24 protein-coding genes are annotated in these 25,598 nt (G+C 57.2%); 22 read left to right on the forward strand and 2 right to left on the reverse strand.

What is annotated here, in order from left to right:
- The first annotated feature begins 11 nt into the window (after positions 1-11).
- From C7459_RS20885 to C7459_RS20950, 14 genes are all read left to right on the forward strand, one after another.
- On the forward strand, positions 12-995 hold the full coding sequence (locus C7459_RS20885) for an alpha-ketoacid dehydrogenase subunit beta (RefSeq protein WP_109691216.1): 984 nt from the start codon (positions 12-14) through the stop codon (positions 993-995).
- A 24-nt stretch (positions 996-1,019) separates the two neighbouring features.
- Positions 1,020-2,375 carry a dihydrolipoamide acetyltransferase family protein gene (locus tag C7459_RS20890; RefSeq protein WP_109691217.1) on the forward strand — a complete coding sequence of 452 codons (1,356 nt, stop codon included), beginning with the start codon at positions 1,020-1,022 and terminating at the stop codon, positions 2,373-2,375.
- Between the two features lie 28 nt (positions 2,376-2,403).
- On the forward strand, positions 2,404-3,309 hold the full coding sequence (gene lipA, locus C7459_RS20895; protein ID WP_109691218.1) for a lipoyl synthase: 906 nt from the start codon (positions 2,404-2,406) through the stop codon (positions 3,307-3,309).
- Between the two features lie 66 nt (positions 3,310-3,375).
- Positions 3,376-4,083, forward strand: a complete 708-nt coding sequence (lipB, locus tag C7459_RS20900; protein ID WP_109691219.1) for a lipoyl(octanoyl) transferase LipB — start codon at positions 3,376-3,378, stop codon at positions 4,081-4,083.
- 66 nt (positions 4,084-4,149) lie between these two features.
- Complete coding sequence (trpS, locus tag C7459_RS20905; protein WP_109691220.1) at positions 4,150-5,136, forward strand: tryptophan--tRNA ligase; 987 nt, start codon at positions 4,150-4,152, stop codon at positions 5,134-5,136.
- Positions 5,137-5,422: 286 nt separating this feature from the next.
- The gene (locus tag C7459_RS20910) at positions 5,423-7,075 is read left to right on the forward strand and encodes an acyl-CoA mutase large subunit family protein (protein WP_109691221.1); all 1,653 of its coding nucleotides are present in this window, start codon (positions 5,423-5,425) and stop codon (positions 7,073-7,075) included.
- 21 nt (positions 7,076-7,096) lie between these two features.
- Positions 7,097-7,504, forward strand: coding sequence for a cobalamin B12-binding domain-containing protein (locus tag C7459_RS20915; RefSeq protein WP_109691222.1), 408 nt, complete (start codon positions 7,097-7,099; stop codon positions 7,502-7,504).
- 68 nt (positions 7,505-7,572) lie between these two features.
- Entirely contained in the window at positions 7,573-7,926 is a 354-nt protein-coding gene (gene mce / locus C7459_RS20920; RefSeq protein WP_342766671.1) for a methylmalonyl-CoA epimerase, read from the forward strand.
- 35 nt (positions 7,927-7,961) lie between these two features.
- The gene (locus tag C7459_RS20925) at positions 7,962-9,503 is read left to right on the forward strand and encodes an acyl-CoA carboxylase subunit beta (RefSeq protein WP_109691224.1); all 1,542 of its coding nucleotides are present in this window, start codon (positions 7,962-7,964) and stop codon (positions 9,501-9,503) included.
- A 12-nt stretch (positions 9,504-9,515) separates the two neighbouring features.
- The gene (locus C7459_RS20930) at positions 9,516-9,743 is read left to right on the forward strand and encodes a hypothetical protein (RefSeq protein WP_109691225.1); all 228 of its coding nucleotides are present in this window, start codon (positions 9,516-9,518) and stop codon (positions 9,741-9,743) included.
- Positions 9,731-10,852 carry a M20/M25/M40 family metallo-hydrolase gene (locus C7459_RS20935; RefSeq protein WP_109691226.1) on the forward strand — a complete coding sequence of 374 codons (1,122 nt, stop codon included), beginning with the start codon at positions 9,731-9,733 and terminating at the stop codon, positions 10,850-10,852. The genes C7459_RS20930 and C7459_RS20935 overlap by 13 nt, the downstream gene beginning before the upstream one ends.
- 143 nt (positions 10,853-10,995) lie before the next feature.
- On the forward strand, positions 10,996-12,978 hold the full coding sequence (locus C7459_RS20940) for a methyl-accepting chemotaxis protein (RefSeq protein ID WP_109691227.1): 1,983 nt from the start codon (positions 10,996-10,998) through the stop codon (positions 12,976-12,978).
- Positions 12,979-13,119: 141 nt separating this feature from the next.
- Positions 13,120-15,105, forward strand: coding sequence for a methyl-accepting chemotaxis protein (locus C7459_RS20945; RefSeq protein ID WP_170119594.1), 1,986 nt, complete (start codon positions 13,120-13,122; stop codon positions 15,103-15,105).
- Between the two features lie 133 nt (positions 15,106-15,238).
- Positions 15,239-16,447 (forward strand): MFS transporter, encoded by a 1,209-nt coding sequence (locus C7459_RS20950; protein WP_109691229.1) that lies wholly within the window; start codon positions 15,239-15,241, stop codon positions 16,445-16,447.
- A gap of 68 nt (positions 16,448-16,515) precedes the next feature.
- Here C7459_RS20950 and C7459_RS20955 read toward each other — a convergent pair whose 3' ends face one another.
- A complete protein-coding gene (locus C7459_RS20955) occupies positions 16,516-16,746 on the reverse strand; it encodes a hypothetical protein (protein WP_109691230.1) in 231 nt (76 codons plus the stop codon).
- A gap of 108 nt (positions 16,747-16,854) precedes the next feature.
- On the opposite strand from C7459_RS20955, the gene C7459_RS20960 reads away from it, so the two are divergent.
- Positions 16,855-17,658, forward strand: a complete 804-nt coding sequence (locus C7459_RS20960) for a sulfite exporter TauE/SafE family protein (RefSeq protein WP_245884672.1) — start codon at positions 16,855-16,857, stop codon at positions 17,656-17,658.
- Positions 17,659-17,716: 58 nt separating this feature from the next.
- Here C7459_RS20960 and C7459_RS20965 read toward each other — a convergent pair whose 3' ends face one another.
- Positions 17,717-19,009, reverse strand: coding sequence for a helix-turn-helix domain-containing protein (locus C7459_RS20965; protein WP_109691232.1), 1,293 nt, complete (start codon positions 19,007-19,009; stop codon positions 17,717-17,719).
- Between the two features lie 218 nt (positions 19,010-19,227).
- Between C7459_RS20965 and C7459_RS20970 the strand changes: the two genes are divergently transcribed.
- The 7 genes from C7459_RS20970 (at position 19,228) to C7459_RS20995 (ending at position 25,506) form a co-directional block, all read left to right on the forward strand.
- Entirely contained in the window at positions 19,228-20,571 is a 1,344-nt protein-coding gene (locus tag C7459_RS20970; RefSeq protein ID WP_109691233.1) for a helix-turn-helix domain-containing protein, read from the forward strand.
- A 7-nt stretch (positions 20,572-20,578) separates the two neighbouring features.
- Positions 20,579-20,734: a hypothetical protein gene (locus C7459_RS23545; RefSeq protein WP_170119595.1), complete on the forward strand. Its 156-nt coding sequence runs from the start codon at positions 20,579-20,581 to the stop codon at positions 20,732-20,734.
- Between the two features lie 103 nt (positions 20,735-20,837).
- Complete coding sequence (csaA, locus tag C7459_RS20975) at positions 20,838-21,170, forward strand: chaperone CsaA (protein WP_109691234.1); 333 nt, start codon at positions 20,838-20,840, stop codon at positions 21,168-21,170.
- Between the two features lie 11 nt (positions 21,171-21,181).
- Positions 21,182-22,099, forward strand: coding sequence for a DMT family transporter (locus C7459_RS20980; protein ID WP_109691235.1), 918 nt, complete (start codon positions 21,182-21,184; stop codon positions 22,097-22,099).
- A gap of 61 nt (positions 22,100-22,160) precedes the next feature.
- Entirely contained in the window at positions 22,161-22,475 is a 315-nt protein-coding gene (locus C7459_RS20985; protein WP_109691236.1) for an NfeD family protein, read from the forward strand.
- A gap of 21 nt (positions 22,476-22,496) precedes the next feature.
- Positions 22,497-23,975 (forward strand): flotillin lipid rafts scaffold protein FloT, encoded by a 1,479-nt coding sequence (locus tag C7459_RS20990; RefSeq protein ID WP_109691237.1) that lies wholly within the window; start codon positions 22,497-22,499, stop codon positions 23,973-23,975.
- Positions 23,976-24,279: 304 nt separating this feature from the next.
- Complete coding sequence (locus C7459_RS20995; RefSeq protein WP_109691238.1) at positions 24,280-25,506, forward strand: cation:proton antiporter; 1,227 nt, start codon at positions 24,280-24,282, stop codon at positions 25,504-25,506.
- The last annotated feature ends 92 nt before the right edge of the window (positions 25,507-25,598 follow it).

Here is a 25,598-nt window from a genome sequence, read left to right on the forward strand (position 1 = left end):
GGTCTCGTCTCATGGCGATTAAATCATATATCGAGGCAGTCACCGACGCGCTTGCAGATGAAATGGAGCGCGACGAATCGATCTTTATCCTCGGCGAGGACGTCGGCGTTCGTGGCGGTGTCTTCCGCGCAACGGCAGGTCTGATCGAGAAATTTGGCGAGCAGCGCGTCATGGACTCCCCGCTGTCCGAGTCGGCGATCGTCGGCGTGTCCATCGGGGCGGCAATGGTCGGCATGCGTCCGGTTGCTGAAATTCAGTTCGCAGACTTTATCTTCCCCGCGTACAACCAGATCGTCTCCGAAGCGGCGCGCATTCGGTACCGCACGAAAAGCGACTGGAATGTTCCGCTCACGATTCGCGCACCTTACGGCGGCGGCGTTCACGGCGCGCTGTACCACTCGCAATCGATTGAAGCGCTGTTCCACCATGTGCCGGGCATCAAAATTGTCATGCCGTCGACTCCGTATGACGTCAAGGGTCTGCTCAAAGCATCGATCCGTGACAACGACCCGGTGCTGTTCCTCGAACACAAGCGTTGCTACCGCCTGATCAAAGGTGAAGTGCCAGAGGGCGACTACACCATCGAGATCGGCAAAGCGGACGTCAAGCGTGAAGGCGAAGACGTTACGGTCATCACCTATGGTCTGATGGTACACTATGCACTGGAAGCGGCTGAAACCTTGGCGAAGGAAGGCATCTCCACGCACATTCTCGACCTGCGCACGATCAAGCCGATCGACAAGGAAGCGATTCTTGAAGCGACCCGCAAGACCGGCAAAGTGCTGATCGTGCATGAGGACAGCAAGTTCGGCGGCGTTGGCGGCGAAGTGGCTGCGATCATCGCCGAGGAAGCGCTGTTCGACCTCGACGCTCCGATCCAGCGTCTGTGCGGTCCGGACGTTCCGGCGATGCCGTACTCCCCGCCGCAAGAGAAGTTCTACATGCTGAACCCGACCAAGATCGCGGACGCGATTCGCGAACTGGCGAAATTCTAAGCGCGGACAGGAGGAACTTCGCACATGGCAACGCTCAAAATGCCCCAACTCGGCGAGTCTGTCACCGAAGGCACAATCGCCAAATGGCTGAAACAGCCAGGGGACAAAATCAACAAATACGACCCGCTCGCAGAAGTCATCACCGATAAAGTCAATGCCGAAGTACCGTCCGAGTTCATCGGAACCCTGACCGAAATCCTCGTGCCAGAGGGCGCAACTGTCGCCGTCGGCACCCCGATTGCGATCATCGCGGAGGAAGGCGAAGCGCCGGCTCCGGCAGCAACCCCGACCGCAGCGGCACCTGTTGCAGCAGCGGCTCCGGCACCAGCTGCCACGGTAGCGAATGCTCCGGCAGCAGGCGCAGACCGCCCGCGTTACTCTCCGGCTGTCATGCGTCTGCTCCAAGAAAACAACGTCGACCCGACGCAGATTCCAGGCACGGGCACCGGCGGTCGCATCACCCGCAAAGACGTGCTGACCTTCATCGAACAAGGCGGCGCAGCAGCTCCGGCAGCTGCCGCGCTGACCAAAACCGCAGAAGACATGGCATCGCTCTCCTCGCCAGTCAAACCGGCGACCGGGTTCACCGACCTTGGCGCACACGGCGTTCAAGCTGTTGCATCCGTTCCAGCACCGGCTCCGACCCCGGCAGCACCGCCCGCTCCGGCGTACCAAGCGGCAGAGGGTGACCAAGTGATTGAAGCATCCGGCATCCGCAAGACGATTGCGCGCCGCATGGTCGAATCCAAGCACAACGCTCCGCATGCGTGGACGATGATGGAAGTTGACATGACCAGCCTCGTTCGCTTCCGTGACAAAAACAAAGAAGCGTTCAAAAAGAAAGAAAGCGTCAACTTGACGTTCCTGCCGTTCATGATCAAAGCGGTTGTCGATGCGATCAAGCAATACCCGATTATCAACTCGACATGGCAGGACGACAAGATTATTATTAAAAAAGACATCAACATCTCGATCGCCGTCGCGACTGACGATGCGCTGTTCGTCCCGGTCATCAAAAACGCAGACCGCCTGTCGATTCTCGGGCTGTCCCATGCGATCAATGACTTGGCCAAGCGCGCACGCGCAGGCAAGCTCTCTCCGAACGACATGTCGGGTGGCACGTTCACCGTGAACAACACCGGTGCGTTCGGCTCCGTGCAATCGATGCCGATCATCAATGCTCCGCAAGCTGCGATCCTCTCGATGGAGTCGATCATCAAGCGCCCGCACGTCATGCCGGACGATTCGTTTGCGATCCGTTCGATGATGAATATGTGCATGTCGCTCGACCACCGCGTACTCGATGGTTGGGTCTGCGGTCAGTTCTTGCAGGCCGTCAAGAAAAACCTCGAGAGCGCGACCGAGCCGACCTTGTACTAATCTTTACTGTTGAAAGAGGTGTGCCGGCGTGGAAGAACTTAACGTTCTCGAAGAAAAACCGCTTCGCCGCCCGGACTGGCTGAAAATCCAGTTGAAGACCGGGCCGAACTTTACCGAACTCAAAGAGCTGATGCGGGGTCAAACGCTCCACACCGTCTGTGAAGAAGCTCGTTGCCCGAACATCTACGAATGTTGGGAGAACCGCACCGCAACCTTCATGATCCTCGGCGACATCTGCACCCGCGCTTGTGGCTTCTGCGCAGTCAAAACCGGCCTGCCGACCGAACTGGATCTGGCAGAGCCGGAGCGCGTCGCAGAATCCGTGGACGCGATGGGTCTGCGCCATGCGGTTGTCACCGCCGTCGCTCGCGACGATCTCCAAGACCACGGCGCGTCCGTGTTCGCAGAGACCGTTCGGGCGATCCGCCATCGTCGTCCGCAGTGTACCGTAGAAGTGTTGCCGTCCGATATGGGCGGCAACGAACAAGCGCTGCACACGCTGCTCGACGCAGAACCGGATATCTTCAACCACAACATCGAAACGGTGCGCCGCCTGACACCGAAAGTTCGCGCCAAGGCAACCTATGACCGGACGTTGGAAGTCCTGAGCCGTTCCAAGGCGTACAAGCCGCACATCCCGACCAAGTCCAGCCTGATGCTCGGACATGGCGAGACGTGGGAGGAGATCATCCAAGTCATGAACGATCTGCGAGCAGTCGACTGCGACATCATGACGATGGGGCAATACCTCCAACCTACCAAAAAGCATCTCCCGGTGCGCAAGTTCTGGACCCCGGAGGAGTTTGCGGAGTTGAAGGTCGAAGCGTTGAAGCGCGGCTTCAAACACGTCGAGTCCGGCCCGCTGGTGCGCAGTTCCTACCATGCGCACGAACAGGCACAATCGGCAGAGCAACAGATCAAACAAGCGAAGTAAGCGAAAAAATCACAGCGGGGCCGTGGGCCCGCGCTGTGATTTTTTATAGGAGTGGAGGGATTGCGCATGAAACCGACAGCAGACATCTATGATTTGGGTCAGGTAGAGTATGGACAAGCCTTCGACCTGCAAAAGCTCGCGGTGCGCCGCATGCTGATGGGGGAATTGACCAACACCGTTCTCCTGCTGGAACACCCGCCCGTCTACACGATCGGTCGCTCGGGTGGTGGAGAGAACGTGCTGATCGGGCAGGCAGAGCGCGAGAAGCTTGGCATCGCGCTTTTTGACGTCGACCGCGGTGGGGATGTGACGTACCACGGACCGGGGCAATTGGTCGGCTACCCGATCCTGCATTTGAAGGACTGGAAAAATGACGTCCGCGACTACCTGCGCTTGCTGGAGGATGTGATCATCCGTCTGCTGGCAGGTTACGGGATCACGGCAGGGCGCAAGGAAGGGATGACCGGAGCCTGGGTGGGCGATGAGAAGATCTGTGCCGTCGGCGTGAAGGCGAACCGCGATACAGCGAATCAAGGCTACATCTCCTCACACGGCTTCGCGATCAACATCGACCCAGACCTCTCGCACTTCGGATATATCGTACCCTGTGGGATCACCCAGTTTGGGGTCACCTCCCTGCGCAAAGTTCTCGGGCGGCCGGTGGACATGCAGGAAGTGAAGCAACGCTGGATTGCGGCGTTTGCCGAAGTGTTTGGCGTTGCGACGAGCGTCGGCACAGCACTTGCCAGCGAACTTAGCGCCTCGTGGGCGTAACCAAATGCGGTAAGATGTGGTAAACTATCAGAAAGAAAGTTTACGTACAAGGAGTCGATCCCTACAGTGAAACGCGTATTCTCAGGCGTACAACCGTCAGGCAACCTGACGATCGGTAACTATCTCGGCGCACTCAAGCAGTTCGTCGAGTTGCAAAATGAAGCGGACGCGTTTTACTGCGTCGTCGACCTGCATGCCCTCACCGTCCAGCAGGACCCGGAGGAATTGCGCAAGCGTTCCCGGGAGATTGCCCAGATCTACTTGGCCTGTGGCGTTGATCCGGTGAAATCCACGGTGTTCATCCAATCGCATGTGAGAGAGCACGCGGAGCTCGGCTGGTTGTTGCAATGCGTTTCCTACATGGGCGAACTGAACCGCATGACGCAGTTCAAGGACAAGGCGGAAGGCAAGGCCAACGTCACCGTCGGCCTGTACACCTACCCGGTGCTGATGGCAGCCGACATCCTGCTCTATGACACCACGCACGTGCCGGTCGGGGATGACCAGAAGCAGCACATCGAGTTGACCCGCGACATTGCGGAGCGCTTCAACAACCGTTTTGGCGAGACGTTCGTGATCCCGAACCCGCAGATACAGAAGTTCGGTGCGCGCATCATGTCGCTGACCGAGCCGAACAAAAAAATGTCCAAATCGGCGGAGAACGAAAAGTCGCGCATCGCGATCCTCGAAGATCCGGCAACGTTCAAGAAAAAAATCATGAGCGCGGTCACCGACACCGACAATGAGATTCGTTTTGATGAAGAGAACAAGCCGGGCATCTCGAACTTGCTGTCCCTGTACAGCCTGTTCACCGGCGACTCGCTGGACGCTACCGTCGCGCGCTTCCAAGGCGAAGGCTACGGCACGTTGAAAAAGCAACTCGTCGAAGTGATGACAGACAAGTTGGGGACGATCCAAGCTCGCTACCACGAACTCAGCCAAGACCCGGCGGAACTCGACCGCATCCTCGCCACCTCTGCAGAACGCGCCCGCACGATCGCGGAGCAGACGGTCAACCGCGTGAAGGATGCGATGGGACTCGTCCGGCTGTAAGACCGAAACCACCAGTACTGCAAGGGCCCGTTTTCGCGGGTCCTTTTTTAGTGGAGAGGGATGCTGGACACGAAAGGCGCTACTTCAAACGCCACATTCGGCAGGGCGGGTACCCATTTCGAAAAGCATGAAATAGAAGCCTCCTTGGTTCCCTTTTGAATGATTATGAGGTGCCTGTCCGACTTCAATATCTACTGTCTTGTAATCGCTTTCTATGGGTTCTATGGTATAATAATGCGGTGTGACCTTCTATACTATTTTCCTACTTCCTCTAGGAGGGTTATCAATGTCTGATTTCAAGACCCAATACGACGCTTGGCAAGCAAAAGCTGATAAAGCTTCGTCCCGTTTCCCGGAGCGCAAGGAAGAGTTTACAACCACTTCCGAGACCCCGGTGAAGCGACTGTATACACCGGAAGACGTACAAGGCGGCTACATGGACAAGTTGGGCTTCCCAGGCGAATACCCGTTCACCCGCGGTGTGCAACCGACGATGTATCGCTCCCGCTTCTGGACGATGCGCCAATACTCGGGCTTCGGTTCGGCTGAAGAAACCAACAACCGGTTCAAGTACTTGCTGGAAAACGGCCAGACTGGCCTCTCCACCGCATTCGACCTGCCGACGCAGATCGGCTATGACTCTGATGACATGATGGCGCGAGGCGAGGTCGGGAAAGTCGGCGTCGCCATTTCCTCGTTGGCGGATATGGAACGCCTGCTCGACGGCATCGCGCTCGACAAAGTTTCCACGTCGATGACGATCAACGCCCCTGCATCGGTCCTGCTCGCCATGTACATCGCCGTCGCGGAGAAGCAAGGCGTGTCCTCCGACAAAGTTTCGGGCACCATCCAAAACGACATCCTCAAGGAATATGTCGCGCGCGGTACCTACATCTACCCGCCGACCGCTTCCATGCGCTTGATCACCGACATCTTCGAATACTGTTCCGAGCATGTGCCGAACTGGAACACGATCTCGATCTCTGGCTACCACATCCGCGAGGCGGGTTCCACCGCTGTACAGGAAGTCGCGTTCACGCTCTCCAACGCGATCGCCTACGTCGATGCGGCTGTCAAAAAAGGGCTTGACGTCGACAAGTTTGCGCCGCGCCTCTCGTTCTTCTTTAACGCGCACAACAACTTCCTCGAAGAAGTTGCGAAATTCCGCGCCGCACGCCGCATGTGGTCGAACATCATGAAAAACCGCTTCGGCGCCAAAGACCCGAAGTCGTGGCAACTGCGCTTCCACACGCAGACGGGCGGCTCCACGCTGACCGCTCAGCAACCGGACAACAACATCGTCCGCGTCACCTTGCAAGCGCTGGCAGCTGTGATGGGGGGCACGCAGTCCCTGCACACCAACTCCAAGGACGAAGCGCTCGCGCTCCCGACCGAGGAATCCGCGCGCATCGCGCTGCGCACCCAGCAGATCATCGCCAACGAGAGCGGCGTCGCGGATACTGTCGACCCGCTGGCGGGCTCCTTCTACGTCGAGTCGCTGACCGATCAGATCGAGCGCGACGCGCTGGCCTACATTGCGAAAATCGATGAGATGGGCGGGGCAGTCAAAGCGATCGAGCAAGGCTACATGCAACGCGAGATCCAAAACGCAGCCTACCAGACCCAGATGGCGATCGAGGATGGTTCCGAGGTTGTCGTCGGCGTCAACAAGTTCCGCCTCGAGAACGAACCGAAGCCGGAGCTGATGAAGCTCAACCCAGCGCTGGAACGCATCCAGTCGGAAGGTCTCAAAGAACTGCGCAACACCCGTGACAACGAGGCGGTAAAAAGCGCTCTGGACGCGCTTCGTCAGGCAGCAGTTGGCACCGACAACCTCATGCCGCACATCGTGCACGCCGTCAAAGTCTACGCAACGCTTGGCGAGATCTGCAACGTGATGCGCGACGTGTTCGGCGAATACCAACCGGCTCAATGGTAATGGAGAAGGAGGACCACCCCAATGTCAGAAGCTAAAATCCGCGTCCTCGTCGCGAAACCGGGCCTCGACGGCCACGACCGCGGCGCGCTCGTCGTCGCCAAAGCACTGCGCGACGCCGGCATGGAAGTCATCTACACCGGCCTGCGCCAAACCCCGCAACAAATCGTCGCCACCGCGATCCAAGAGGACGTCGATGCTGTCGGTCTGTCCTCGCTGTCAGGCGCACATATGCACCTGTTCCCAGAAGTGGTTCGCCTCTTGAATGAACAAGGCGCGGGCGACATCCTCGTCGTCGGCGGCGGCGTCATCCCAGACGAAGACATCCCGCAACTGAAGGAAGCCGGCGTCGCAGAAGTGTTCACGCCAGGCTCCTCGCTGTCGGTCATGGCCGACTACATCCGCGAGCAAGTTCAAAGCAAGAGGGGGTAAGGGAACTGGCTGTCAACGCGTACAAAATCGACCATGTCGCCATCGCCGTTCACTCGATCGAAGCCACGTTGCCCGTCTACACAGGGGGCATCGGGTTGAAGTTTCTCCACGAGGAGATCGTCGAGGATCAGCAGGCGCGCCTGGCGTTTATCGAAGTCGGGGAGAGTCTGATCGAACTGCTCGAACCGACCTGCCCAGAATCACCAGTTGCGAAGTTTTTAGAGAAAAAAGGGCCTGGTATCCATCACATCGCCTACGCGGTGCCAGACGTAGTTGAGGCGCTCGCCACGGCCAAAGCAGCCGGGTACCGCTTGATCGACGAAGTGCCGCGCAAGGGCGGCCATGGGAAGCTGATCGCCTTCCTACACCCCAAGGATACCCATGGCGTATTGACCGAGTTCTGTCAGCGAATCGAGGACTAGAACTCAGCGTATAGACGAAGTGGAGGGGAACCGTTTTGGAGAAAAAGATCATCGAACTTCACGACCGTCGCCGCAAGATCGAACTAGGCGGCGGGGACAAGCGGATCGCGGCTCAACATGCCAAAGGCAAGCTGACCGCACGCGAGCGGATCGAACTGCTGCTCGACGAAGGCACGTTCCGCGAACTGAATCCGTTTATCGAACACCGTGCCATTCACTTCGGCATGGACAAATTGGAAGCACCAGGTGAAGGTGTTGTCACCGGATGGGGGAAAGTCAACGGACGCATCATCTATGTGTTCGCCCAAGACTTCACCGTGTTCGGCGGTGCGCTCGGTGAGATGCACGCGATGAAGATCACCAAGTGCATGGACCTCGCTGCCAAAAACGGCGCGCCGGTCATCGGCCTCAACGACTCGGGCGGCGCCCGCATCCAAGAGGGCGTTGCTTCGCTGGACGGCTACGGACAGATCTTCTACCGCAACGCCATCTACTCCGGCGTGATTCCGCAGATCTCCGTGATCTTGGGTCCGTGTGCAGGCGGTGCTGTGTACAGCCCGGCGATCACCGACTTCATTTTCATGGTGGAAGGCAATTCGCAGATGTTCATCACCGGCCCGAAGGTCATCGAGACCGTCACTGGGGAGAAGATCACAGCGGAAAACCTCGGCGGTGCCCGCGTGCAGGAATCAATCTCCGGCGTTACGCACTTCTCTGCCAAGTCGGAAGAGCAAGTGCTCAATGAAGTTCGCCGTCTGCTCTCGTTCCTCCCGCAGAACAATATGGAAGAACCGCCGCGCGTCTACAACAAGCCGGACGACGGCTACTGTGAAGAACTGATGACCGTCGTGCCGGTCGAACCGACCAAGGCCTACGACGTTCGGGAAGTGTTGACCCGCGTAGTCGACGATGGGGACTTCATGGAAGTGCAGAAAAACTTTGCGAAAAACGCATGTGTCGGCTTTGCGCGCATCGACGGACATCCGATCGGGATCGTCGCCAACCAGCCGAAGTTCATGGCGGGCGGCCTCGATATCGATTCCTCCGACAAAATCGCACGTTTCATCCGCTTCTGCGATTGCTTCAACATCCCGCTGGTCACCTTCGAGGACGTTACCGGTTTCATCCCCGGCGTTATGCAGGAACATCGTGGCATCATCCGTCACGGTGCGAAAATGCTCTACGCGTACTCGGAAGCGACCGTGCCGAAGATCACGATCATCCTGCGCAAAGCGTTCGGCGGTGCCTATGTCGCGATGAACGCCAAGTCGATCGGCGCGGACCTCGTCTACGCATGGCCGACCGGAGAAGTCGCGGTCATGGGTGCTGAAGGGGCGGCGAACATCGTGTTCGCCAAGGAAATCGCCGAATCGGCTGATCCGAATGCAACTCGTGCCGCCAAAGTGGCGGAGTACAAGGAGAAGTTCTCCAACCCGTATGTGGCAGCAGCCCTCGGCATGATCGATGATGTTATCGATCCGCGTGAGACGCGCCAAAAAATCAAGGAGGCGCTCGAAGTCCTGCGCACCAAGCGTGAGACGCGTCCGCCGAAAAAGCACGGCAACATTCCGCTGTAAGGAGCGATGAACATGTCCGGCAACCGATTTGACGTGACGTTCATCCGCGGGCCGCGCGACGTCGCACCGTGGACGCAAGCAGCGCGACGCTTGAATTTGCTGACGAACAGCCCTCAGAATGATGAGGATGCCTTGCGCGCTCGCAGCGCCTACTCAGAAAAGCGTGTCGGGTTCCGCAGCGAGCGGTTCCCGAACGCGATCTACCAAGAGAAAGGACGAGATCGCAAATGTACCAAGTAAATCGTGAGCGTCTGATCCAAACCTTCCTGGAGTTGGTGCAAATCAACTCGCTCTCCCGCGACGAGCGCAACATGGCCGACCGCCTGACCCGTGAATTGCAGGAGCTGGGGGTCGAAGTTGTGGAAGACACCGCAGGAGAAAAAGTCGGCGGCAACGCCGGCAACCTGATCTGCACCTTGAAAGGCGATGCGTCGAAGCCGACGATCCTCTTCACCTGCCACATGGACACCGTGGCACCGGGCCTGAACATCAAGCCGCAACTGCTGGAAGACCGCATCACGTCCGACGGGACCACGATCCTCGGCGCGGACGACAAAGCGGGCGTCTCCGGCATCCTCGAGATGGTGCGCACCTTGAAGGAGCAAAACCTCCAACACGGCACCATCGTGCTGTTCCTGACGATGGGGGAAGAAACCGGGCTGCTCGGCTCTCGTCACGCAGACTGGGAGAAGCTGCCCAAGATCGACATGGGCTTTGCATTTGACTCCAACGGACCGATCGGCAAAGTTGTGACCCAAGCTCCCGCGCAAGAGCGGATCGAAGTCACCATGCACGGCAAGCTCGCGCACGCCGGCGTCAACCCGGAGGCGGGCATCAACGCGATCAACGCGGCGTCGTTGGCGATCTCGCGCATGAAGCTCGGCCGCATCAACGAGCGCACCACGGCCAACATCGGCAACTTCCACGGCGGCGACGCAACCAACGTCGTCTGTGACAAAGTTACGATCGCGGCAGAATCGCGCTCGCTCGTGCTTGAGGAGCTTGAGGCGCAAACCCAACATATGGTCGACGCGTTCCAAGCAGCGGCGGCGGAATACAACACCACCTGTGACGTGACCGTCCAACGCATGTACTCGAACCTCAACCACGATGTCGAATCGGAAGTGGTGCAGACTGCCTTCAAAGCGGTCCGCTCGCTCGGCTTCGAACCGTCCACGATGGCATCCGGCGGCGGTTCTGACGCGAACGTCCTGAACGGTATGGGCATCCCGACCGTCAACTTGGCGATCGGCTACGAAAAAATCCATACGGTCAGCGAGTTCATTCGCCTCAACGACTTGGAAAACGGCGCACGCTTGCTGGTCGCGATGACCCAAGCGGTGCTCTAAGCACCAGAAAAAAACCACTACATTCGTGAATGAATGTAGTGGTTTTTTTATTGATACTAAACAGGTGAACGAATGGGTAGTGTCAAATAAACTACAGTACATAATCAAGACAAGAAATGGAATGGGGTTGAAGGGGAGACATCATGAAACTACGCACACGCACCCTCGGCATGTTACTTATGATGGCGTTGATTCCGATGTTGGTGATGGGAGGTTTTAGCAACTACATCTCGATGCAGGGCTATAACTCCCTACAGGACGATGCTGTGAGCTCGGCCGAGAAGAAAATTACCGAGACGATTGAATCACAGAAAAAAACGGCGATGATGCTCGCAAGCCTCGCCGCCAATGACCCGAAAATGATACCAGCGTTGATCGAGAAGGATCGCGTGGGTCTCTCGCTGGCTGTCGACGGCCTGTTCAAGTCGCTGAATCCGCAAGGTGTTACGCTGATGGAAGTCGGCGATGCGATGGGCGTTGTGCAATACCGTGGACACGACCCCTCCAATTACGGGGACAGCAAGTACCAAAATGCTTCGGTCACCTTGGCCTTGAATACGCACCAATCGATTGGATCGATAGAAGAGGGGAAAACGGGCCTTGCCATTCGCGGGACGGCTCCAATTCTAGGTGAGAACGGCATGGTCCTCGGCACGATCATGGTCGGCTTCAGCATGGATCAGAAATTTGCGGACAGCATGAAGAGCATCGTCGGCGGCGACATCACCGTCTACTATGGCGATCAACACGAGATGGTCACCTCGACTTTCAGCGAGAAGGAAGCGCCGCTGACCGACCCGGATCTGGTCGGCGTCTTGTACGACCATCAAAAGCTCTACCGCGTGCTCGAGACGATGAACAACCAACCCTATGATCTCATCTATGTGCCGCTGACCGATTATGACAAAATCAAGACGCTCGGCGTTGTGCGCATCGGCATCTCCGGGCAAACGATCAAGGAGTCTGAGCGCAATCTCGCGTACTACTCGATCGCTCTCGCCGCGCTGGTCATCCTGTTGGCGATCCTCGTCGGCACGAAGAGTTCGAACCGCACGGTCCGCCCGATGGTAGCCGTGATGAAAGGCTTGCAAGATGCCGCCAACGGACGCCTGCGTGAAATCGAGCCCATCAAGTCGGCAGGCGAACTGCAACAGCTCCAGGAATTCTACAATGTGATGATCACCAACATTCGCGGGCTGCTCCAGATGGCGACCGGCACAGCGGCACAAGTTGCCGATCTCTCCGAACATCTCTACCGGGGGGCGCAAGAGGCCACGCAAGCCGCTGAGCAAGTATCGGCGGCCATCGAGGACGTCGCACGCGGCACCGAGTCGCAAAACGACGCCCTGCAACGCGGCAACGACTCCTTGACCGTCGTCGTGCGCTCCTTGACAGAGATCGCCGCTCGTTCGCACGACCTGCGCGCGATGGCAGTCGATGTGGACACCGCGTCGCAACGCGGCCGTGCTACGATGCACCGCACGCGCGAAGAGATGGAGTCGATCAAAAAACACGTGGAACTCACAGCAGAAACGATGAACACGCTAGGTGAACAGTCTCAGCAGATCGGCCACATCTCCGACCTGATCAGCGGAATCGCAGCACAGACCAACCTGCTGGCGCTCAACGCCGCGATCGAAGCGGCGCGCGCCGGGGAGCATGGGCGCGGGTTCGCCGTCGTCGCTGACCATGTCCGCAAACTGGCGGAGCAGTCTGGCAATGCGGCCGATGAGATCGCGCAACTGATCCTGCAGATTCGTGGGCAGGTGGAAGCGAGCATCGCCGGCATGCAACAAGGCATGGCGGCCGTGCAAACCGGGAACCAAGCGGTCGAGGAAGCGGAGGTGGCCTTCCAGCGCGTGGGGGAACGCCTCGATCAGGTCACCGCGGGCATTGCGGTCGTGCATGGGCTGACCGAAGAGGCCTCGCAACAGTCGAGCGGTGTGGAACAGGAATTTCACGCGATCGCGACCGTCGCGGAGGAAGTGGCGGCGAGTTCCGAGGAGGTCGCTTCGGCGGTCGAGGAGCAGAGCGCGACGATGGGGTCGCTATCCGATTCGATGGAAGATTTGAAACGTCTCGCCGATGAATTGAAGCAAGCCGTTGATCAGTTCCAGTTTGAATAGATACGCGGAAAATGAAGATCAAAGGGAGAATTCTTCCCTTCGATCTTTATTTTTTGCTAAAAGTCAGTCTAATCAACAGGAATCCGACAAGATTCGTCAAATAATATGAATACACAATTGGGTGCAAAGGGGAACGACAGCATGAAACTTCGAACCCAAACCATCACGATGATGCTGAGCATGGCACTCGTTCCGATGGTAGCGATGGGACTCGTCAGCAACACCGTCTCGATGCGCGCGCTTTCCGATTTGCAGACCACCAGCGTCCAAGCGGCGGAAAATACCGTCGTCCAAGCGCTAGAATCGCAACAGCAGAACGCGATGACGCTGGCCGCACAAGCGGCACATGACCCGCAGATCAATGCAGCACTCCAGACCCAGGACGAAAAAAAACTGTCGGCGTTGATCGATCCGATGTACCAAGACTTGCAGGCCCAAGGGTTGTCGATCTTGGAAATCGGCAACGCGATGGGGACGGTGCTCTATCGGGCGCACGACCCCCAGACGCATGGGGATAGCAAAAACAACAACGTCACGATCTCGCTGGCGATCTCCTCTGGCAAGACACAAGCCGCTTTTGAAGAGGAGAATGGCAAGCTCACCGTGCGCGGTGTTGCTCCGATCAAGACCGGGAACACCGCCAAGGGAACGATCTCCTTTGGCTATGATACGGATGACAAGCTGGTGCAACGCCTCAAAAACATCGTGCATGGTGAGATCACCGTCTACAGTGTGGAGCAGAAAAAATCGCTGATCTCTACGATACAGGGCGAGCAGGCTGCGTTGAGCAACGCGGAGCTGCTGGCGACCGTTATCGACAAGCAGAAGTCGTACTACGAGGTGGGGGATGTCAACGGCACTCCGTATGACTTTGTCTATGTGCCGCTCACCGACTTTGACAAGAACGTCACGCTCGCGGTCATGCGCGTCTCGATGTCGCGTGAGGCGATCGTCAGCTCGCAGACGACGATCATCACCTACAGCCTGGCACTCGCCGCGCTGACGATCCTGCTGGCGATCCTGTTTGCGGTGCGCAGTTCGAACTCCATCGTCCGTCCGATGACGGCGGTGATGGCCGGACTTGCCGAAGCCGCAGCGGGTCGTCTGCGCCATATGCAACCGGTCAAGGCATCTGGGGAGCTGCAACAGTTGCTCCACCACTATGACTTGATGATTCAGAACATTCGCGAACTGATGATCGTCGCTGGTGAGAGTGCGGCACAAGCGTCCGAGTTGTCGGAGCAACTGCACAGCGGTGCGCAGGAAGCGACGGCAGCCGCCGAGCAGGTCACGCGGGCGATCGACGAGGTGGCGACGGGCACCGAGCGGCAGAACGAATCGTTGCAACGCGCCAACGACCAGATGGGCGGCATCGTACAAGACTTGAGCGGCATCGCGGAGAGCACCAAGGAATTGCGCCACTTAGCACTCGACGTGGATGAGGCAACCACCGCCGGGCGAGAGACGATGCAGCGCACGCGAGAAGAGATGAACGCGATCCATCACCACGTGCAGAACACCGCCCAGACGATGAACCGCCTCGGCGAGCAGTCGGAGCGCATCGGCACCATCGTCGATGTGATCGGAGCGATCGCGGGGCAGACCAACCTGTTGGCGCTCAACGCCGCGATCGAAGCGGCGCGCGCAGGGGAGCAGGGACGTGGTTTCTCCGTCGTCGCGGATGAAGTCCGCAAGCTCGCTGAACAATCGGAGAAGGCAGCTCGCGAGATCGCCGAGCTCGTGCGCGAGATCCGCGAGCAGGTCGGGGCTAGCATCAACGGCATGGAACAAGGCCTGCAGGCGGTCAACTCCGGCGAGCGGGCGATGGAGCAAGCGGAGCAAGCCTTCCGAACGGTGGGCGAGCGTCTGCACGGTGTGACCAGCGGCGTGGCCAACGTGTACGAGCTGACCCGCAATGCGTCTGAGCAATCCAAGGGCGTGGAGCAGGAGTTCAACTCGATCGCCTATGTCTCCGAGCAGACGGCATCCTCTAGCCAAGAGGTCGCCGCTTCTATTGAGCAGCAGGGCGCGATGATGAATTCGCTCACCGAGTCGATGGAGGAACTGCGCCGCCTCTCGGAGACGTTGAATGACGCCGTCGGGCGTTTTGAATGCAAGGACGAGTAACAAAACAAAGCGACACTCCTGTCTGACAGGAGTGTCGCTTTTGCTATTTTTCAAAAAAGCCTTTATTTCGAACGACGAAAGATATATAGTAAGGGTACTTAATGAATTCGTGAACAAGGAGTGACGTTGAACAATGGAATCATCTTCGTGGAAACGAACTGTTTGGATTCTCTGGTTCGGCACGTTGCTCACAACAGCAAGTTACACCATGGTTGTGCCGTTTCTACCGCTGTACTTGATCCAAGAGCTGGGCGTGGCGAAAAGTGATGCCAACATGTGGTCCGGGGTGATTTTCTCGATCTCCTTCCTCGTCGGCGGGATCATGGCGCCCTTGTGGGGGTCGCTCGCTGACAAGCACGGCAAGAAAAAAATGATCCTGCGCGCAGGCTTCTCGCTCGTCTTCGTCTACTCGCTCGGGGCATTCGTGCAAGATCCGTGGCAATTGCTCGCCGTGCGGGCGTTGCATGGTCTGGTGGCGGGCTTCGTACCCGCCTCGATGGCGATCGTCGCCTCGACCACGCCGGAGAAGCACATGGGCTGGAGCCTCGGCATGATGCAGACTGCGGGGGCGACAGGGGGCATCCTCGGCCCGCTGATGGGCGGGGTGCTGTCCGAAGTGTTCGGGATGCGCCTGGCCTTCATCGCCTCGTCGCTCAGCGTGCTGTTCGCTACGATGCTCGTTCTGAGATACGTGCAGGAGACGCCCGCGCTGCCCGCCAAGGAGCGCACGCGGATTCTCGACGACATCAAGATCGCTTGGACGAACGGCCCGATCCTGCGCGCACTGACGATTCTGGTCGTGTTCCAGACGGCGATGGCCGTGTTGCAACCGGTGTTGACCCTGTACGTCGCGGACTTGCAAGGCAAGATCGAAGGTTCGGTGCTCTCCTCCGGTCTGATCTTCTCCCTGTCCGGCATCGCGATGATCATCGCGGCCCCGTACTGGGGACGCTGGGGGCAATCGCACAGTTACCGCAGTACGCTGTTGATCGCCTTGGTGGGGGCGGGGGTCTTGACGATCCTGCAGATCTTCCCGACCAACTTGACGCAGTTTAGCGCGTTGCGTTTCGCGATCGGTCTGTTTATGGCGGGCATCCTGCCGTCGTGCAACGCGATCGTCGTCGAGAACACCACGGCAGACTTCCGGGGTCGTGCGTTTGGCCTGACGACCAGCGCCAACCAATTTGGTTCGATGATCGGCCCGTTGCTCGGGGGATTCCTGAGCGGGATCATCTCGATCCCGTTCACGTTCGTACTCACGGGCATCCTGTTGATTCTCAACGCGGGCACCGTGATCTGGCAACGGCGTTCGCCGCGCGTACAGACCGCGAAAAGCCTGTAAGCGGCAAAAAAGGGAGCCCTTCGCAGCGAAGGGCTCCCTTTTGTATGACAAGGTCTAGCATGGGTCGTCTACTGGTGCGAATCAAGTTGGTCCAAGACGGGGTGGTTGATCACAGCACCGTCCAATTCGTAGACGAGAACCGTGTCTGCCGCGGGCACTGTCTCTTCGACGTAGTGGTGGTTGCGGCAAGCTCGGTACCGACTTCCGAAGCCAGAATCTGAGGGGACGGTGATCAATTTGTCATTGCAGTACGGGCAGCGGCCGGTCAGCGGCTTCCAAAAGCGGTTCCATGCGTTCATCAATTATCACCATATTCCTATCTTTATACTTGGATTATACGGCGACGAATCCTCCCGCGCAAGGTCTGATTTGTGTGGTATCATACATTTATCAAGGGAGGTATGACTGTGACGCCTGTAGATGTTGCAGTATACGTGATGATCGGCCTAATTGGTTCCTTTTGTTCTGGATTATTGGGAGTGGGCGGCGCGATTGTGACGTACCCGCTTCTCTACTTTGTACCCCCATTCGTTGGCACCTATGCGATGACCCCCAACGAAATTTCTGCTGTCACGATGTTTCAAGTGTTTGCCGCCACTGGGGTCGGGATGATGATGTATCGCAAGTCGCCTTGGTTGAACCGCGCCGTCGTGCTCAGCATCGGCGGAGGGATGACGGTCGGCAGTCTGGTCGGCAGTCTCCTGTCCGGGTATATGCCGGGGATCGCCATCCACATGCTGTACGGCTGCATGGCGTTGCTCGCCGTCGTGCTGATGTTAAAAAAGCGCCCCGGCGGTGTGCATGAAAGCGCTACACCGCCGGCGTACATCGCGTTCAACCGCCCGCTGGCGATCCTGCTCGCGGTTGTGGTGGGGTTGCTTTCCGGCATCGTCGGGGCCGGCGGGTCGTTCCTGCTGATCCCGATCATGCTCGGCATCCTGCGACTGCCGACGCGCACGGCGATCGCCTCCTCCTTGATCGTGGTGTTCCTCTCCTCGATCGGCGGGGTGATCGGCAAGACGGCAGGTGGTCACGTGCATGTGACGCTGACCGCCTTGCTGATGCTGGCGAGCTTGCTGGGCTCCATGCTGGGCGCGCGGGTCGGGCAACGGATGAACGTCCAACTGTTGCGCTTGGTGCTGGTGGCGATCATCCTCTGCTCGGCGTTGAACATCTGGGGTGAACTGATCTGGACGTGGATACATGCCTGACCACCCGAGCATCTGATCGAAAAAGACCATGAGGCCCGCAGGCCTCGTGGTCTTTTTTTTACAGGACGATGCCGCGGGTATTGAGCGTTTCCAGAATCAGCGAGTGCGTGCCGAGCAGTTCCTTAAACGCGACTTCAAACGACTGCGAGGTTGCGAGCGATTCACAAAGTTCCTGTGTCGCTTGTTCGAGCTCGTGCAGACGGTTGTGTTCGCGGTAGGAGGAGATGGCGCGGCGCAGGGCTTCGATGCCTTGGAGATGCTCGTCGTTGGCGAAGTGCAAGGTGGCGAACAGACGGTGCAGGTCGCCAGTCTCCGAGTGGTTTTCCGGGAGCATCTCGGCTGCGCGTTGCGCCACTTGCTGGGCGAGCGGGTAATTGAACGAGTCGATCGCCATCTTGCCCAGCGCGATCAAGGTCGTGCCTTCTGCCACTTCATCGCCTTCGCGGTCGTACTCGTCTGCCAGCTCTTCGAGCACCGCCATCGCTTCATGAAGTTGACCGCGCTCGCCTTGCAAGATCGCGTGTTGGCGGCGCACCGCGAGCAGGGAGTGCTGGAAGCGCATGGTCTTGTACAGCGTGATCGATTGTTCGAGATGGTGGATCGCTTTGCTGTGCTGTTCGAGGCGGCGGTAGGAATCGCCGAGGCGACGATGCAGTTCGGCCATCTCGCGGATGTGGCCAGTGTCACAGAAGCGATTGACCAAATCTTCGTAGAGATCGACCGCATCCTGAATTTTGCCGCTGTCGAAGTGCGCGGAGGCGATGCGCGTCATCAATTCGACTTCTAACGCAGGGTCTGGGGAATCGGTGCGGCGCAGTTCATCGAGGCCGTGCAACCAATTGTGCAGGGCGACGGAGAGGTTGCGCTTGTCGTAGGCGATCTGGCCGAGCATGAGCAAGGCGGTGACGGCGGCCTCCGTATGACCTTCGACCATCGCGATCTCGAAGGCTTGTTGGAAGTTCAATTCGGACGCTTGGAACTTACCTTCGTGGAATTGGCAAGTACCCAGCGCTTGCAGGAGATCGAGTTGCGGGATGTTGCCTTCGCCGGCATGGTCGGCAACGCTTTCCAACAAGGGGAGCGCTGCCCGGTATTCCTTGGCGACGATCATCGTTTGTGCCATCTTAAAGGTGCTCAAATATTCGAGGTCGAGGTCAACGTTGACCAAGAGCTTGTCCAATGTGACATCCAATTTCTTCGAGATTTCGAAGAGAATTTTATAACTCGGGCGGGCACGGTCCGATTCGATCTGTGAAATCATGCTCGGTGTACAGAGTTCTTTGGCGAGATCAATCTGGGTCATTCCTTTTTTCTGGCGCATTTCGCGGATGCGGGTTCCTAAGCTGAGCATATGTGATATCCCCTTTTTTTCAAGAAAATCATTATCTGTGTAATCATTCTAATACTAAACATGATAATATTCACTTTGCATAAAGGGAAGATGTTGTAGAAATGTGGAGAAACATTCCACGTATTTCGAAAGTTTTTCGGCTGAAGAGAAAGTTTATCCAGCCTGAAGAATCCTGTCAGAGGCATTGATTCTATGGTATCATTCTAAGAGACAGACAATTGAAAATCGGGGTGATCTCCATGACTATGGCGATGGAAGAACGTAATCGTCTCATCGGCGAGAACCTGCGCAAATACCGTTTGCTAAAAGGATTAACTCAGGATGAACTAGCTGAAGGGTTGTGCAGTGTCAGCCAGTTGAGCAAAGTGGAAAATGGCAAGACGTATTTGAAGCGCACAATCTTGAAGGAGATGGCGAATCGCCTCGGTGTGACCGTCGAGCGAATTGAATCACAGGATGCGTTATTAGAGGAATTGAGTGAGACGTTGCAGCTGGCCCAAGACTCACACACAGCTGGCAATGTACCCAAGGCCTTGGAACTTACACAGGAAGTGGTCCAGCAGAGCCGGAATTTCGGCTATGAAGATTTGTATTTGAATAGCATCCTATTGGAATGTCAATTGCTGAATAGTGTGAACCAGTGCGCGCGCGTCATCGGAATTGTGCAGGATTTGTTCCAAGGCGATGTGTGTTTATCGGATAGCTACAAGGTGATGTTTCAATTCGAACTGGGGAATGCCCATGAGCGAAGTGGCAATCTCATGGATGCGTATGATGCCTTCTCGCGAGCCGAGTCGTATTTCGATCAGTTTGAAGGCGACACCGATACCCGATACAAAATCAATTATGCCTTGGGACGAAGCAATTTCATCATGAACAACAACCGAACCGCGTTGCGGTACTTTGAAAAAGCCGAACAGATTGCGCAAGAATTGTCGCGGCACCTCTGGCTGATTCGCGCTCGCTATATGAAAGCCACGATGCTCAAGCGGTTGGGTGATTACGAGCAAGCCGAAATCATTTTCACCACGACTTTAAAAGAAGCCCAAGACAATCAGTTTCTATTAGATGTAGGGTTGATCAACAGCAACATGGGTTGTATGTTCCTTGAAAAAGGCGAGTATGGTTCTGCACAAACTCACTTGACTCGTGCCTTAAAAGTCTATGAAATTTTGGATCAGACCTATTACAAGGCGGACACGCTGTTTCACTTGGCCAAGCTCAAGTACCAAGAAGGCGATCTCGAACGAGCGAAAGAAGTGATTGAGAAACTGATGGTAGATACAGAGCCAGTTGCCAATCAAACGTATATCGATCGTGCGAAAGCCATTCGGTTGCTTAGTTTTATTAAAAGAGACCTTGGGGATTTCGAAGGACAAATTACACAGTTGGGCAACGCATTAAAAATCTTCGAAGACAATTATGTGATGTTAGAAGCTTACAAAGTTGCCAAAGAAATTGCGGACCTCTTCTTCGAAAAAAATGATTCTAGGGCTGTTGAAATGTATAGAAAAGCGGTACAATGCAATGAGGGGTTCCTAACATTGAATGGCAGGGGGTGAGTAGATAATGAAAAAAGGGATGGTTCTTTTCGCACTTGTAGCAGCTCTTGTTTCGGTGTCCGTATCTGCAATTGTACAAATCAACGCGGATCAGGCTCCGATTCTGGGTGGCCACACGACCAAGGTTGCTGATCAAGCTCCAATTTTGAAAACGGTCAAGTAATTTCTCTCAACGAGAACGATAAATAGAAGCCTTGCCCTCCAGGGCGGGCTTTTTTTATTTCCATCGTTTGGTATATGATAGAGCACAGGGAGGGATTTCCAAGATGGCAACCATTGAAGATTTGCACAAACTAGACATTCGCGTCGGCACGATCCTGCGGGCAACCGCATTTCCAGAAGCACGGGTGCCGGCGATCAAGTTGGAAATTGATTTTGGAGCGGAACTAGGTATGAAAGCATCCAGCGCGCAGATCACCCGGAGGTACAATCCGCAGGACTTGGTCGGGCGGCAGGTCGTCGCTGTCGTCAACTTCCCGCCACGCCGGGTGGCGGGATTTCATTCGGAAGTGCTCGTGCTCGGCGGTGTCCCAGAGACGGGCGATGTCGTGTTGCTCGCTCCAGATGCGGTCGTGCCCAACGGCACGCCGATCGCCTAGCGGGACGCGGCATGGAAACGAACAACCGCAAACTCCTGCTCGGCGCGCTCTGCCTCGCAACCGCCGCTGCGATCTGGGGCGGTACATATGTCGTCAGCAAGTCGGTCCTCGTCTATATCCCGCCGATGACGTTGGTCGTCATGCGCTTTTTGATCGCGGCGGTCATCCTCGGGCTCGTGCTGCTCCGCCAAGGACAGGCACAGATCGAACGGCGGGACTGGGGGCGGATGGCGCGTTACGGACTGGTCGGCTACACGATCTCGATCTCTGCGCAATTCATCGGGACCAAGCTCTCCTCTGCGCACATGGGGGCTGTGATCACCTCCGCCTCGCCGGTATTTATCGCATTATTCGCACGTTGGTTTTTGCGCGAAACCATGACGCCTCGCAAGTGGGGGGCGCTCCTCGTTGCGACGCTCGGCGTGCTCGTCGTCGTGGGCACGGATGTCGGAACGCCCACAGCTTCCACGGACAGCAGCAATTGGCTTACAGATGGTGGTGCGATGCTTGGGAATCTGTTCCTCGTGCTCGCCGCTGTCACGTGGGGCTTGTACACGGTGCAGGGCAAGTCGCTGACGGAGCGCTATCCGGCGCTGACCGTCAGTTTTTGGGCGACGGTGTGCGGGGTGGTGTTCACCCTGCCGCTGGCCGGGTGGGAACTCTGGACACAAGGGTTCACACTCCCGACCGACCCGCTGATCTGGTGGGGGGTTGCCTTCCTCGGAGTGCTCTCGACCGCGGTGGCGTTTTTCCTCTGGGTCAAAGGGTTTGAGTTGATGGAGGCGGGGACGGCGGCGCTGTTTTTCTTTGTCCAGCCGGTGTTCGGCACGCTCCTCGGCTGGCTATTGCTCGGGGAGACGCTGACGGTTTCGTTTTTGATCGGCAGCGTGCTGATTTTGGGCAGTGTGGCGTTTTCGATGCGCAATTGACATTTATTTGGCACTATTCGAGACTTGTTTCGTATACATCAGAGGGAAAGGGGGGAGTCGGATGGACTGGAGCTATTGGGTCGGCGGCATCTTTTTCGCCATTGTGGCGCTGGTCGCCTACTTCATCTACATCCCGTCGATGCAACGTGCAGAAACATCTACCGGCTTCTCGATGCAAGACTTGGTCGGCAAAATTGGCGAAGTTACCGTTTCCATTCCGAAAAAAGGGGGCTATGGCGAAGTGCTGATCTTGATCGGAGGAAGTCACACCAACCAGATCGCCGGCAGTTTCAACGGCGAACCGATCCCGGAAGGCACGCGCATCGTGATCGTCAAAGCAGAGCGGCACACCCTCTACGTCACACCGTTCGCCTAACTGAAAGGGGTTATCCACTGCATGCCTCCCATCTATGTCCTGCTCCCGGCGATCCTGCTCGGAGTGCTGATCATCCTCGCGCTGGCGTTTTGGGCGCGCTACCGCACCGTCGGCCCGGAGTCGGCGATGATCGTAACCGGCAGTTTCCTCGGCAGTCGCAACGTCAACATCGACGAATCGGGTCGCCGGATCAAGATCGTGCGCGGTGGTGGCGCGTTTATCGTGCCCATTTTTCAAAAAGCGGAACTGTTGTCCCTGCTCTCCCATAAACTCCATGTCTCGACGCAGGAAGTCTACACCGAACAAGGCGTGCCGATCATGGCAGACGGTGTGGCGATCATCAAAGTTGGCGGCACCGTCGAGGATGTCGCGACCGCCGCTGAACAGTACATGGGCAAGACCGTACATGAACTCGATGCCGAAGCACAGGAAGTTCTCGAAGGACATCTGCGCGCCATCCTGGGGGCGATGACCGTCGAGGAAGTCTACCGCAACCGCGAGAAGTTCGCCCAGGAAGTCCAGTCGGTCGCCGCCAAGGACTTGAAAAAAATGGGCCTGCAGATCGTTTCCTTCACGATCCGCGACGTGCGGGACAAAAACGGCTACCTCGAAGCGCTCGGGAAACCGCGCATCGCGGAGATCAAGCGCGACGCCGACATCGCCGAAGCCCAAGCCTACCGCGATGCACGGATTCAGAAAGCCAAAGCCCATGAAGAAGCCCAGCGCGCCGAACTGCTGCGCGACACCATCGTCGCTGAAGCGGAGAAGGACAAGGAACTGAAAATCGCCTCCTTCAAACGCGAACAAGACATGGCCAAGGCCGAGGCAGACCAAGCCTACGCCGTGCAGGAAGCGCGTTCCAAGCAACAAGTTGTCGAAGAACAGATGCAGATCGAACTCGTGCGCAAGGACCGTACCATCGAGTTGGAAGAAAAGGAAATCAAGCGCCGTGAGAAACAATACGACGCCGAAGTCAAGAAAAAAGCGGACGCCGACCGCTACGCTGTCGAGCAAGCCGCCGAAGCGGACAAAGCCCGCCGCATGCGCGAAGCTGATGCGCAACAGTACAAGATCGAAGCGGAAGCCAAGGCCAATGCCGAGCAGAAACGCTTGGAAGGTTTGGCGATCGCCGATGCCGAACGGGCGAAGGGCACGGCGGAGGCGGACGTCATCCGACTGCGCGGTCTCGCAGAAGCCGAGGCCAAAGAAAAGCTTGCCGAGGCGTTCCAGAAGTTTGGCGAAGCGGCCGTCCTCGACATCATCGTGAAGATGCTCCCGGAACTCGCGGGCCGGATCGCCGCACCGATCGGCCAGATCGACAAGCTGACCGTCGTCGACACCGGCAACGGAGCAGGGGCAACCCGTGTGAGCAACTACGTGACCGAGCTGATGGCGACCGCCCCGGAGATGTTAAAAAGCGTTTCTGGCATCGACGTGGAAGCCTTGATCAAGGGACTCACCCAACGCAGCACCCCGACCTTAGAGCAACGTTCGGACTAGGTGGGGGGGCAAAAAGGCCAAGTCACTGCAAGCGCAGTGGACTTGGCCTTTTTTCACATGTGTTTCTTCCTATTAAGTAAGGTTAGGGAGGTGCGTATATTCGCGCATTTGAGAGTTTGGGTGAGTATACTGCAGGAAATCAACATCAATCCATGCTCAGAAAGCGCCGGAATTGCAGGAGGTTTGAGGAGCGCGAAGCTCTTGCCTTTTCGCGGCGGGTTGATTCGATTTGAACCAAGGCTAAACATGATACGATGGGGCACAGATAAAGGGAAACCTGAAGGAAATCAATCGAGGTGTCAAAATGTCCAATCAATTTGAGCTGGTCTTGGTGTTGCTGGCACTGGCGGCAGCAGTCACGGCCATCGCCAAAAAAATCAACATTCCCTACCCGATCGTCCTCGTCCTCGTCGGTGTCCTGCTCGGCGTATCCGACATCGGAGCACTCGAAGAACTCAAATCCTTCATCGTCCAAGACGAAGTGTTCCATTTTGCCATCATCGCGCTTTTTCTCCCCACCTTGCTTGGAGAAGCGACCTTGAAATTGCCTGCCAGCCACCTGCGGGAAGCGCAACGCCCGATCCTGTTGCTCGCGATCTTGGGCACGTTGTTGTCCTATGTCGTGGTTGGGTTTCTTGCGTACTACTGGCTGGGTCTGCCGTTGGAAGTGGCGTTCGTGTTTGGCGCACTGATGGCGGCGACCGACCCGGTCAGCGTGATCTCGATCTTCAAAAGCATGGGCGTTGACCACCGCTTGGAGACGATCATGGAGGGCGAGAGCTTGCTCAACGACGGTGTCGCGGTCGTGCTGTTCAAGATCTCGCAAGCAAGCCTCGTCGCCTACATCTCCGCTGGAGTTGGCGGATTGGGGCTGGGCCTGCTCGAATTTGCAAAAGTCTCGCTCGGCGGCGTGCTGGTCGGCGCAGTGCTGGCGTACCTGTTCTCACAGTTGACGCGGCTGTATGACGACTATCCGTTGGAGATCATTTTTTCCATGTTGCTGTTCTACGGCTCGTTTTTCATCGCGGAACACTTCCATGTCTCCGGTGTGATCGCGGTCGTGATCGCCGGCGTGATTTTTGGCAATTATGGCACGCGCATCGGGATGGGGGAAAAAACGCGCATCGCCATCGATTCCTTCTGGAGCGTTGCGGCGTTGATCGCCAACTCGGTGGTGTTCCTGATGGTCGGCTTGGAGATCAACCGCATCGAGTTGCTGGCAAACTGGCAGATCATCCTCGCCGCGATCGGCATCGTCCTGATCGCTCGCAGCGTCTCCGTCTACCTGCCGCTGCTGTTCCACCGCCGAACTTCGTACAGGTGGCAACACGTTCTGAACTGGGGCGGTCTGCGCGGCTCGCTCTCCATCGCACTGGCCCTGTCGCTCCCGCAAAATTTTTCCGGACGAGAGACGGTGCTGGTGCTTGCACTGGGTGTCGTGCTGTTCTCGCTCGTCGTGCAGGGCCTGACGATCAAGCCGCTGCTCCGACTGTTGGGCGTGAAAAAAGAAGAACCTGTCGTCTCCGAGTGATGTGCACCCCTTAAAATAGACATTGAGAAAAGACCCCTCAATGGTAATCTATTTTAGGGGGTGTCTTTTTTATGGCGAAGAAAGGTCAAACG

Source organism: Tumebacillus permanentifrigoris (assembly GCF_003148565.1).
Lineage (GTDB): Bacteria > Bacillota > Bacilli > Tumebacillales > Tumebacillaceae > Tumebacillus > Tumebacillus permanentifrigoris.

Excerpts from the sequence above, each read along its gene's own strand:
- C7459_RS20940 (WP_109691227.1), top strand. The coding sequence starts at position 10,996 with ATGAAACTACGCACACGCACCCTCGGCATGTTACTTATGATGGCGTTG.
- C7459_RS20910 (WP_109691221.1), top strand. The coding sequence starts at position 5,423 with ATGTCTGATTTCAAGACCCAATACGACGCTTGGCAAGCAAAAGCTGAT.
- C7459_RS20990 (WP_109691237.1), top strand. The coding sequence starts at position 22,497 with ATGCCTCCCATCTATGTCCTGCTCCCGGCGATCCTGCTCGGAGTGCTG.
- C7459_RS20950 (WP_109691229.1), top strand. The coding sequence starts at position 15,239 with ATGGAATCATCTTCGTGGAAACGAACTGTTTGGATTCTCTGGTTCGGC.
- lipB (WP_109691219.1), top strand. The coding sequence starts at position 3,376 with ATGAAACCGACAGCAGACATCTATGATTTGGGTCAGGTAGAGTATGGA.
- C7459_RS20935 (WP_109691226.1), top strand. The coding sequence starts at position 9,731 with ATGTACCAAGTAAATCGTGAGCGTCTGATCCAAACCTTCCTGGAGTTG.
- C7459_RS20945 (WP_170119594.1), top strand. The coding sequence starts at position 13,120 with ATGAAACTTCGAACCCAAACCATCACGATGATGCTGAGCATGGCACTC.
- C7459_RS20980 (WP_109691235.1), top strand. The coding sequence starts at position 21,182 with ATGGAAACGAACAACCGCAAACTCCTGCTCGGCGCGCTCTGCCTCGCA.
- C7459_RS20885 (WP_109691216.1), top strand. The coding sequence starts at position 12 with ATGGCGATTAAATCATATATCGAGGCAGTCACCGACGCGCTTGCAGAT.
- C7459_RS20985 (WP_109691236.1), top strand. The coding sequence starts at position 22,161 with ATGGACTGGAGCTATTGGGTCGGCGGCATCTTTTTCGCCATTGTGGCG.
- C7459_RS20965 (WP_109691232.1), bottom strand. The coding sequence starts at position 19,009 with ATGCTCAGCTTAGGAACCCGCATCCGCGAAATGCGCCAGAAAAAAGGA.
- C7459_RS20995 (WP_109691238.1), top strand. The coding sequence starts at position 24,280 with ATGTCCAATCAATTTGAGCTGGTCTTGGTGTTGCTGGCACTGGCGGCA.
- C7459_RS20930 (WP_109691225.1), top strand. The coding sequence starts at position 9,516 with ATGTCCGGCAACCGATTTGACGTGACGTTCATCCGCGGGCCGCGCGAC.
- C7459_RS20955 (WP_109691230.1), bottom strand. The coding sequence starts at position 16,746 with ATGAACGCATGGAACCGCTTTTGGAAGCCGCTGACCGGCCGCTGCCCG.
- C7459_RS20915 (WP_109691222.1), top strand. The coding sequence starts at position 7,097 with ATGTCAGAAGCTAAAATCCGCGTCCTCGTCGCGAAACCGGGCCTCGAC.
- csaA (WP_109691234.1), top strand. The coding sequence starts at position 20,838 with ATGGCAACCATTGAAGATTTGCACAAACTAGACATTCGCGTCGGCACG.
- C7459_RS23545 (WP_170119595.1), top strand. The coding sequence starts at position 20,579 with ATGAAAAAAGGGATGGTTCTTTTCGCACTTGTAGCAGCTCTTGTTTCG.
- C7459_RS20890 (WP_109691217.1), top strand. The coding sequence starts at position 1,020 with ATGGCAACGCTCAAAATGCCCCAACTCGGCGAGTCTGTCACCGAAGGC.